Source organism: Nostoc flagelliforme FACHB-838, assembly GCF_014698065.1.
Classification (GTDB): Bacteria; Cyanobacteriota; Cyanobacteriia; order Cyanobacteriales; family Nostocaceae; genus Nostoc; species Nostoc flagelliforme_B.
The window spans coordinates 1-9,614 of sequence record NZ_JACJSI010000224.1 but is presented as its reverse complement, the minus strand read 5'-3'; the positions used below and the strand labels follow the sequence as shown (position 1 = coordinate 9,614).

The 9,614-nt window shown below is 39.1% G+C and carries 9 protein-coding genes; 6 read left to right on the top strand and 3 right to left on the bottom strand.

Annotation, left to right across the window (positions count from 1 at the left end; genetic code table 11):
* The first annotated feature begins 1,440 nt into the window (after nt 1-1,440).
* A complete protein-coding gene (locus tag H6G97_RS38240; RefSeq protein WP_190945892.1) occupies nt 1,441-2,847 on the top strand; it encodes a serine/threonine-protein kinase in 1,407 nt (468 codons plus the stop codon).
* A 650-nt stretch (nt 2,848-3,497) separates the two neighbouring features.
* Here H6G97_RS38240 and H6G97_RS38235 read toward each other — a convergent pair.
* Genes H6G97_RS38235 through H6G97_RS38225 form a run of 3 tightly spaced genes read right to left on the bottom strand, consistent with a single transcriptional unit; the run spans nt 3,498 to nt 6,549 of the window.
* On the bottom strand, nt 3,498-5,096 hold the full coding sequence (locus H6G97_RS38235) for a WD40 domain-containing protein (RefSeq protein ID WP_190945891.1): 1,599 nt from the start codon (nt 5,094-5,096) through the stop codon (nt 3,498-3,500).
* Entirely contained in the window at nt 5,093-5,911 is an 819-nt protein-coding gene (locus H6G97_RS38230; RefSeq protein ID WP_242055839.1) for a S1 family peptidase, read from the bottom strand. The genes H6G97_RS38235 and H6G97_RS38230 overlap by 4 nt, the downstream gene beginning before the upstream one ends.
* Before the next feature lie 23 nt (nt 5,912-5,934).
* Nucleotides 5,935-6,549: a COP23 domain-containing protein gene (locus tag H6G97_RS38225; RefSeq protein WP_190945890.1), complete on the bottom strand. Its 615-nt coding sequence runs from the start codon at nt 6,547-6,549 to the stop codon at nt 5,935-5,937.
* Nucleotides 6,550-7,133: 584 nt separating this feature from the next.
* Here H6G97_RS38225 and H6G97_RS38220 point away from each other — a divergent pair.
* From H6G97_RS38220 to H6G97_RS38200, 5 genes are all read left to right on the top strand, one after another.
* On the top strand, nt 7,134-7,913 hold the full coding sequence (locus H6G97_RS38220; RefSeq protein ID WP_199349936.1) for an AAA family ATPase: 780 nt from the start codon (nt 7,134-7,136) through the stop codon (nt 7,911-7,913).
* Entirely contained in the window at nt 7,910-8,167 is a 258-nt protein-coding gene (locus H6G97_RS38215) for a hypothetical protein (protein WP_163932981.1), read from the top strand. Before H6G97_RS38220 ends, H6G97_RS38215 begins: the two co-directional genes overlap by 4 nt.
* Nucleotides 8,168-8,226: 59 nt before the next feature.
* On the top strand, nt 8,227-8,484 hold the full coding sequence (locus H6G97_RS38210; protein WP_190945889.1) for a type II toxin-antitoxin system ParD family antitoxin: 258 nt from the start codon (nt 8,227-8,229) through the stop codon (nt 8,482-8,484).
* Nucleotides 8,481-8,777, top strand: a complete 297-nt coding sequence (locus H6G97_RS38205; RefSeq protein ID WP_190945888.1) for a type II toxin-antitoxin system RelE/ParE family toxin — start codon at nt 8,481-8,483, stop codon at nt 8,775-8,777. Before H6G97_RS38210 ends, H6G97_RS38205 begins: the two co-directional genes overlap by 4 nt.
* A gap of 257 nt (nt 8,778-9,034) precedes the next feature.
* On the top strand, nt 9,035-9,355 hold the full coding sequence (locus tag H6G97_RS38200) for a hypothetical protein (RefSeq protein ID WP_190945887.1): 321 nt from the start codon (nt 9,035-9,037) through the stop codon (nt 9,353-9,355).
* The last annotated feature ends 259 nt before the right edge of the window (nt 9,356-9,614 follow it).

The window sequence follows — 9,614 nt, the reverse complement described above, 5'->3', positions numbered from 1 at the left end:
AGCAGACTAAGGGTAGAGGTTGAGAGCAAGCTGTTGGATTATCTAGAATCACGCGAAGATGCTAAACTAATCGGCGGCAACATGAGCGGGAGAAATGCGAGAGAATTGGCGCGAGTGTTTCTCGCTGACGTGCGGTGTGCGCTTCACTGCCTGCCAAGTTACTGCGCTTGAGTTTTTTAATTCGTGCAATAGCGTAAGCCATGCCACTTTTTTCCTTGATTGAGTGTAATTGCGTCGCAGACCCCACGGAACCTTTTTGTTTCGACCGTCAGGGAGAAATGGCGCAAGCCACCCGTTAGGGCAAAAAGGTGTAGTGGGTACATACACAATTATCTTAGCCACCGAGCGCGAAATTTGGCGGTCACAAAACCCCCTCTGCTGCTAAAAAGCCTGCTGTGTAGGGTTTTTAGCTATCTTGGCGCATTTAGGGGTTCTAGTAATTCTTTTTCTTCTCCTGTTAGGTGTCCTGGGTTAAGTTAATGAAAGAATTATTGAAGCACAATTGCAACACAAGTGTATTATCAATTCTCAATAATTTTGAAGTTATTGAGAATGAATCCAGCGTTCAAAATTTGCTGTAAGTCATAGTCAGTAAGCATTACACCAGAATTTTTCGGTAAAAGTCTTATGCTCAACTGGTAGCAGTAGGGCTACTGTATAGCTACCAGTTGGGGAATCATCAAATTTTCAACAACTCGCTTTTTTACTACTCAACTGGTAGCGGTGTGTCACCAGTTGAGCTACCCAACAGCTACCACTTGGGCAAGGTATTTAGAACTACTATTTCAATACTGATAAAGTACATAAAGTCTATGTAATAAGTGGTGTTTAAAGCACAGCTAGGGTGTAGCTCACAAGTGGAGTGCAGCTTTTTGGTTACAAATGTAGTATTGAGTAATATGAAAAAGTAGAGTTTTGCTCAAAATGTGTTTCTAAGCAATAATTTGGCTTTAGATGACGCGCAAATACTCATTTTTGATCCAAAAGGTGTGAGCGTCCGTTTGAAGCAAAACAGAAATTCTCCGCACAAATACTCCCTATTGCTACCCGCAATAGGGAGTATTTGTATCAAGTATTCTTATTGTGTCTAGGCAGACAACAGTGTACTGAAGATAATTTCCAGGTCAGGTTTAATCACAAGAATTGAATGCGATGAATAAGAAAGTTGCAATCGAGTTGACTGACCATTAGGCATAGTCTTCACTGCTCAAGTTAATGCTAAAAGCTGGCCGAAGGCTGAAATTAGCGCCTCGGAATTCGCAGACCGAACTCGTTGCCGAAGAAGGCTCGGCTCATGCGGTCTTCGGGACGGGCTTCCACGATCATTAGTAGTGCTGACCAGTCTAATTAGCCCTTAAAAATCAGTCAAATATTTATAGAATTGAGTGCAAGTAAGAAAAACAGTTAAGAAAAATTTGATTAGGGAGATCGGTGACTTGAATGAGCGGTCAAATTCTTGGTGGATGCTACCAAATTCTTGAACAAATTGGCAAAGGAGGATTTGGAGTTGCTTTCACAGCTATTGACACAAGACGACCAGGAAATCCTTTGTGTATTGTCAAGCAGTTTAAACCAATATCTACTGACCCGTATACCTTGCAAGTTGGAAAAAGATTATTTGACACAGAAGCTCAAAAGTTAGAAAGATTAGGAAATCATGATCGAATTCCGCGTCTTCTAGCATTCTTCCAAGAGAACCAAGAATTTTATTTAGTGCAGGAATATATAGAAGGTCACGACCTAAGCCAAGAATTAGTAACAGGTACACAACTTAGTGAAGCTTACGTAATTAAACTTTTACAGGATATTTTAGAAGTTTTAGCCTTTGTTCATCAACAAAACTTAATTCATCGGGATCTCAAACCTTCAAATGTTCGTCGTCGTCAAGCCGATAACCAAATTATACTAATTGACTTTGGGGCAGTCAAAGAAGTTATTACTCAAGTTGTGAATCCTCAAGAACAGGCGATTTTTACTGTTACTATTGGTACTATTGGTTATATGCCGAGCGAACAGGCAAAGGGTCAACCGACATTTAGTAGTGATATTTATGCAGTCGGTATTATTGGTATTCAAGCTTTAACAGGGATAAATCCTGCTTATGGAGGACTACCTACAGATCCTCAAACTGGGGAGATTGTCTGGCGTGATCGCGCTCAAGTTAGTCCTAAATTAGCAAATATTCTCGATAAGATGGTGCGCTATGACTATCGTCAGCGTTATCAATCAGCAGATGAAGCATTGCAGGCTATCAAAGCATTATCTTCTAAATTTCGGTTTGGGAAAGTTTGGCTGGGTGTAGGTGTAGTGAGTGTAATTTCTCCTGTAATTTTATGGATTTTATATCTGATTAATACTAAACCTACTCTTTTAACTTACAAAGACCCTAATTCTGGTATCACAATTAAATATCCATCAAACGAATGGCAACCAATTAAACCCAATGCTGATTTTGGCGGTGACGTGATTCAATTTCTCCCTAAAAATCCAAAGCAAGTGAACTCTTGCACTTTTGGGATAACAATTAATGTCAATGATTTACCTCAAGAATTGTTATCTTTAGAGGAGTATAAAAATCAGGCTAGAGAAAAAATTAAAAAGATTAATCAAAATCAACAAATTACAGATGATTCTCAACCATCAACAACACTATCAAACTTTAATGCTTATAAATTAATTTATAATCGTCAAGATGAACAATGTAAACTCCAAGTTATGGAAGTTGGAACCGTGAGGAACGGCAAAGCTTACTTTATTACGTATACAGCAGAGGCGGCAAAATATTCTCAGTATTTACCTACTGCTGAAGCGATGATTCAGTCATTTCAAATTATCGAAAATAATTAACTAATATCTTGCACCAGGCAACTGGAAGTCGTGGCTACATAGACAAAAACTTGATTTTCGGTTAGTCTGCGTAGGCAGACTTTGTTTCTGCGATTGAACCCTTAAATCAGAGACGAATCTTTACACTCGACAGAGATTTTCAAATATATAGAATTAATAGGGTATTGAGCCGAGATATGAGTAAAAACCTGCAAGATGGTCTGGAAACTCCTACTATATATAGGGTTCAGCCATTTTTAAGTAAAATTGGCACCAGGGGACAAAACTTAGGTATCCATAGCTACAAAAACCGGAGTATTTATTAACTTTATTTACAGGGTTTATAGCTAGGGCAATGATCATCTTTTGGCGTAAATTGACTGAAACTCTTTGACATCAAGCTTTGTAGCCCAATCCAGAGACTCCAACCAAACAGTATTATTAATTCTCTTTGGTAGGTGAAAAGCAATTATTGACCCTCAGATTGCAAGTATCTTCAGGCAAAATCCTATTTCCGCATCAAAAACGCCCAAACTTATATACAGTTAGCCTTTTCAGACCATCTTGCTGCTTTTTACTTGTATCTCGGCTCAATACCAATAGCAATCAACCATTTGAGGTCATTTCTTGAGAACTAGTCTAATATTCCACGAGAAAATAACTAGTTACGTCTACTTAGACAACTGCCAGATTTTTATAGTCTCGTCCTTGCTACCACTAGCTAAAGTTTTGCCATCTGGGCTAAAGGTGACTGATAAAACATAACTAGAATGTCCTTGAAGTGTGGTAATTTCTTGCCCAGTTCTAACATTCCAGATTTTGATAGTACCGTCCCAACTACCACTGGCTAAAGTTTTGCCATCTGGGCTAAAGGTGACTGACTGAACATAACGAGAATGTCCTTGAAGTGTGGTAATTTCTTGCCCAGCGGTGACATTCCAGATTTTTATAGTCTTGTCCGTGCTACCACTAGCTAAGGTTTTGCCATCTGGGCTAAAGGTGACTGACAAAACATAACTAGAATGTCCTTTAAGTGTAGTAATTTCTTGCCCAGTTCTAACATTCCAGATTTTGATAGTACCGTCCTTGCTACCACTGGCTAAAGTTATGCCATCTGGGCTAAAGGCGACTGACTCAACATAATCAGAATGTCCTTGAAGTTTAGTAATTTCTTGCCCAGTGCCAACATTCCAGATTTTGATAGTTCTCCTCCAATCACCACTGGCTAAAGTTTTGCCATCTGGGCTAAAGGCGACTGACCTAACACTACTAGAATGTCCTTGAAGTGTAGTAATTTCTTGCCCAGTTCTAACATTCCAGATTTTGATAGTACCGTCCAAACTACCACTGGCTAAAGTTTTGCCATCTGGGCTAAAGGCGACTGACACAACAGAATTTCCTTGAAGTACTGACATAACAGTATCAGAATCTTCTTTATCTTTAAGTGTGGTAATTTCTTGCCCAGTGGCGACATTCCAGATTTTGATAGTTTTGTTTGAACTACCACTAGCTAAAGTTTTGCCATCTGGACTAAAGGCGACTGACCTAATAACATAATTAGAATGTTCTTTGAGGGTCTTCGCTAAAACAAATTTAATGGATAAGTTATTAGCATTAACAGGTGATGTAGAGGGTGCAAAACTTAAATAAGTCTTCAAGGGAATTCCATATACAGTAGTAGCATTAGTATCTGGACGAGTTGTAGCGCGGCCATGAATTCCCACTAATTTACCTTGCTCATCTAGTATCGGCCCTCCACTCATCCCAGGAAAACCACCTATGTCATAAATAAAAGCATAACCATTATTTGGTTTTGTTACAACACGAGATATTGAACCCTTACGAAAATCTATGTCTGATGTTCCTTGAGGATAACCTGCCACATAAACATTTGTACCCAATTTTACTTGTTCAGAATTTCCCTTTTTTGCAACAAAGTAATTTTGGTTACTAGTAAACTGAAACACTGCCAAGTCAACACCTGGCAATCGTTTCACTTGGCTGTGATTAATCGTATATTGCTTACCATCTGATGTTTGAACTGTGTAACTACCTTCAAGTTGCACGACATGCCAGCAAGTGATAACAGTGTAATTATTACCTTGAGACTCAAGAATTACACCAGAACCAGTATTTGCTCCATCAATGCGGACTGTTATTTGTTGAGCGATCACACTAGCTTCTGAGGGTGTTAACGCCGCAACAACTAGCGGCTGTATAATAACAATTGCTGCACCAAACAATATAGCCGACAGTCCAGCAAACTTCATGATTTATTTTCCTGATGTTGCAATACTTCTTTTCTAATCGGTACAGCCATACTAGAACGTGTAATTAGTTCCTGTAAATCTTGATCAGGCTGGGAACCATCTTGATAAACTTCCGGCGTATCCCAAATCGGATTTTTATGCAAACTATTTATACCCACCATTTCGCCGTGTATATTTAGCAATGGTGCGCCACTCATCCCTTTAAGGACATCATTGGTATACCCAATCTGGTAGCCTTGTTCTAAAGCCTTGTCTAGCAATAGTGTTACTTTACCAGAGGTAAACACAAACCGATTGTTGAAGATTTTCTCTGCTTGGCTAGACAGCTTTTGAGCAGTCATATTAGATGTAAATCCACCCACAAAAACCTCATCCCCAACTTGTAGGGTAGACGCATCTTTGATATTAGCAATTGTATAAAGTATATCACGGCTACGAAACTGCAACACAGCCAAATCATCCTGCTGAAATTCTGCAACTTGCAATAGAGAAGCCTTATAAATACGCCCATCTGGTGTTTGAATTTGATAGGGAGGTTGAGCTGCTCTCAAGACGTGAGCATTAGTGATTACTGTATAAATTTGTCCTTTTCGTTGCAGCAGAGTTCCTGAACCTAGTAACTCTTTTGCGAAGATTTTGACGGTGATTGTTTTTGCTAATTGTTGCAATTGCTCTACCGAAAGGGGAGTTAGTGATCGCGAACCTCTGGTAATATCAGAAATGCTTTGCTGTCTTGGCAGTGCTAACGAAATACCACCAAGACAAATCATGCAAACTATATACCCAAATCCGCCTCTTAACCATTGCCAGTTCATCTTCAAATAAATTCCTCAAGGAACTACAAACTAGAGCTAGGTTCCACAGGTTCTATTTGAGGAGTGGTAGTATTAGAAGTCGATTGGCTACACTGCTTCCCGTCTAGAAGTTGCTTAACATCGAGATACAAATCACCTTGTTCGTAGCTAATAGCTTGACATCCACTTAAATTAACAACTGAATCTCCAACACCACGGCGGAAATCAAGTATCTGTTGCAAAACTCTTCCTGTATCAGTTCCGGGTTTGAGGGTGACTAGTACATTTTCTGATGTACAAGGTGTGCCTTTGCGATTGGCAATGCACAAAACTGGATAGTTGTTAAAGTTATCTCTGGTAGTGATAAAAAGCGAACCATTATCGTAATAGCGTTGAAACCTAGTTGAAACAACCTTACAGCGCTGTGCGGGTGGGAACTTTTTAAAATCTTGAACTACCCAACGAATGAATGTCTCAGGGCCTCGTGAGGTGCGTACCTTCGTGACTGGTGTATTGCCTTCCTTTGTACAAAAGAACTTGTTTGCCCCAGCATAACTTGGCTGGTTATTAATGGTAGTGGCAACTGCCAAAGCTAAAACTGAAATCACAGAAGCTGTTGTTGCTACCCCTGGTAATATCTGAGCAGATAACCTTTGCATAATATACAAGTACTAATAACTAAAACATTTTATTTTCAACCTGACACCAAGAAAGCAAGCTACAACATAAAATTGCGGCGTTTTCCTTTGCTGTTATTAAAGTTTTCGCTGTATCAGACGATTCTTGCTTCAGAAGTTGCATCAACCTTTCTAAAGCAAAGCTACATCAAAGGTTTTGTTAGTTGACAAATTAATGAATTTACCACTACCAAAGTTGTAAAAGCGACTGTACCTGTAGTTAGTGCCTCCATCTACTACCTTATTTACCAGCATGATACTTGACTGTTATATACTACATTATCTTAATTACTGATTCCGCAAAGGAATTTTATTTATACACTTCTTGCGCTCTACTCACAGCCACATTCAGTAAATTAGTCCGACGATTAATAAACCAGAGGCTATCAGTTGCATGTTAGGGAGCTATGCCGGAATAAGTCTTATTGTGATTTCCCCAAAACAGTCGCCGTCATACACTCCCTAACCCGCTCTTAGTTTAGGGAGTAGCTTTCTTAATTCCTCAACCAATTAGGTTAGGAGAAACGTTTTTCCTAAATTCATTTTCAGGTAAAAATGTCACTAATATGGCGAATCTTCACCCATTCGCTTATAATCCTGTATTGGTACTAAATAAGTACCAAATTAGTCTAATATATGAACCAATAAACAACTTAATTTGTACCATGATTGTCGTTATCGGCGGCATCAAAGGCGGGGCAGGCAAGAGTACAGTAGCCGCCAACCTAGCGGCTCGGCGCGTAGCAGATGGTGACGATGTACTGCTCGTAGATGGCGACGAGCAAGAGACAACCACCCTCTGGGCATCAACCCGTAGCGAACATTATCCTGAAGGTAGTCAAAAGCTAACCTGTGTGCAGCTTCGCGGTAGAGCAGCCAGAGATGAAGTCTTGAAACTAGCTCCCCGTTATGAAGATGTAATTATTGATGTAGGTGGACGTGATACAAGCACTCAACGGGCAGCGTTAACCGTTGCTCATCTTGTGCTGTTACCCATGCCACCGCGAGGTCCAGATATTTGGACATTGGAGAAAGTAGCAGCACTTTTAGATGAAGTGCGAACTGTCAACCCAGACCTAAAAGCTTGGGCGTTCCTCAATCGTGCCGACGCATCCGGGCGAGATAACGAGGATGCAATGCAAATCATTCAGGAGACTCCAGGGATTGATTTAATTCCACCAAGGCTTGGAGATAGAAAATCTTTTCCTAATGCCCATACTCAAGGACTGGCTGTAACTGAAATCAAGCCACGCGATCATAAAGCAGTAGAGGAGTTAGAAACACTATATCAGTATTGTTTTGGTACTAAAATAGTATCAAATCAGAATCAAAAAGGTACAAAATGACTATTAAGAAGCCAAGTCGCTCTAATGAAAACCAGCCCTTACAGGTAGACATTGAGCGTGTCATAAATGCTGGTAGCCCACCACCAATAGAGAACGAAATTGACGACACTCCTAAAGAAGTACGGTTTCAAATGGCGATACCTGAGCAGTTGTGCAACCTCATTGATGATGCACGCAAACTAACCAAGACCAGCCGTAGGGCATGGCTGTTGACTGCTGCCCAGGAGAAACTGCAACGGGAAGGACGGCTGTAGGTAATAGCAGTTTAATTTTATAAATTGTCCAACAACTTTTAACCAAATTCTTAGTCGATATGTACATCCAAATTAAACCAGAACTAGAGCAATTTATTCAGGCACAGTTAGCAAGTGGTAGATTCGCCAGTGCCGATGATGTCATCAATGAAGCCTTTAAACTGTTACAACAAAGAGAGCAACGACTTGAAGAATTACGCCAAAAAATTGCTGTAGGAACTGAACAAATTGCAGCAGGACAAGTAACTGATGGCGAAGCTGTATTTGCTAGATTCCAAGAAAAAATTCGTTTAATTGCTGAGGAATCTTCTGAATGAATAATTATTCACTTTCAGAGGCAGCAATTCAAGATTTAGATGAAATTTGTGAATATATTGCTCGGAGTAACCCAAAAGCCGCCTCTAAGCTTTTTGATGACTTTCGTGCCAAGTGTAAATTATTAGCTAATTTCCCAAATATGGGGAAAAGTTATAGCAGGCTTGTACCAAACCTGCGCGGATTTGTTGTAGATGATTATATTATATTTTACTACTCAAGAGAAGATGGAATTAGTGTTGCTCGTGTTGCAAGTGGTTATCGAGATTTAGAATCTTTATTCACAGATGAATAATAAAAGTATAACTATGCTTTTGCTCTAGTCCTTACCGCCATGTTTAGTAGTATAAAACCTATTTGGTACTAATCCAGTACCAAATAGGTACAATATAGGTACAATGTGAGTATGATATAGGTATATAGAAGCCTTGCAGATAAAAGGCTTAATTATATATTTATCATAAAACTTTACATACTTAATGATTGGGATTTTGAGTTTCAATCATTTTATATTCCTGAGATAAACTAGAAATTAAATACTAAATTTAGAAGATGAAACGTCAAACTAAAAAATCGAAAGAGAAGACAAGACCTCAAATTACTGATGAGCTTATTCATAATTCTCTTACCCAATTAGGTTTAATAGAAAATTTTTACGTTTGCAGTATACCTAAATTAAACAGTGCGGCAATATTTTATTTATCACATGACAACAACCTTTTGATGTATTTAGTTCAAGATCCTCAACTTAATGCAATATACATTAAGTATCTTGAAAAAATGGGAGTTCCTATTTTTAGTGATATTTTAGAAGCGGCTGAATATGGAAAATCTCTGTTAGGCAAGGTTGAAAAAGAGAAAACTAACGAATAAAAGACCAAAGTAAGAAATTTTAGTACTTAATTTCTTACTTTGGTGGTTAAAAGTAAACAATAGCAGCACTTTCAAGAGCTTCGGCTGCCCACCTTTCTTGCCCTGTCGTGGCTAGACTATGCCTAGCATTGAAAATTTCAAGTCAACATTTATTAACTTTACTATCCGAGTCTGGCTTTTCTATAGGTTTAGAACGTTCTAACCTCTCATAACAAGAAGTTGTCGCTTGTTCTTGAATAGTAGTCATATTGATTTGATC

Coding starts and splice junctions, on each gene's coding strand:
- H6G97_RS38240 (WP_190945892.1), top strand. CDS start 1,441: ATGAGCGGTCAAATTCTTGGTGGATGCTACCAAATTCTTGAACAAATT.
- H6G97_RS38235 (WP_190945891.1), bottom strand. CDS start 5,096: ATGAAGTTTGCTGGACTGTCGGCTATATTGTTTGGTGCAGCAATTGTT.
- H6G97_RS38230 (WP_242055839.1), bottom strand. CDS start 5,911: ATGAACTGGCAATGGTTAAGAGGCGGATTTGGGTATATAGTTTGCATG.
- H6G97_RS38225 (WP_190945890.1), bottom strand. CDS start 6,549: ATGCAAAGGTTATCTGCTCAGATATTACCAGGGGTAGCAACAACAGCT.
- H6G97_RS38220 (WP_199349936.1), top strand. CDS start 7,134: ATGGCGAATCTTCACCCATTCGCTTATAATCCTGTATTGGTACTAAAT.
- H6G97_RS38215 (WP_163932981.1), top strand. CDS start 7,910: ATGACTATTAAGAAGCCAAGTCGCTCTAATGAAAACCAGCCCTTACAG.
- H6G97_RS38210 (WP_190945889.1), top strand. CDS start 8,227: ATGTACATCCAAATTAAACCAGAACTAGAGCAATTTATTCAGGCACAG.
- H6G97_RS38205 (WP_190945888.1), top strand. CDS start 8,481: ATGAATAATTATTCACTTTCAGAGGCAGCAATTCAAGATTTAGATGAA.
- H6G97_RS38200 (WP_190945887.1), top strand. CDS start 9,035: ATGAAACGTCAAACTAAAAAATCGAAAGAGAAGACAAGACCTCAAATT.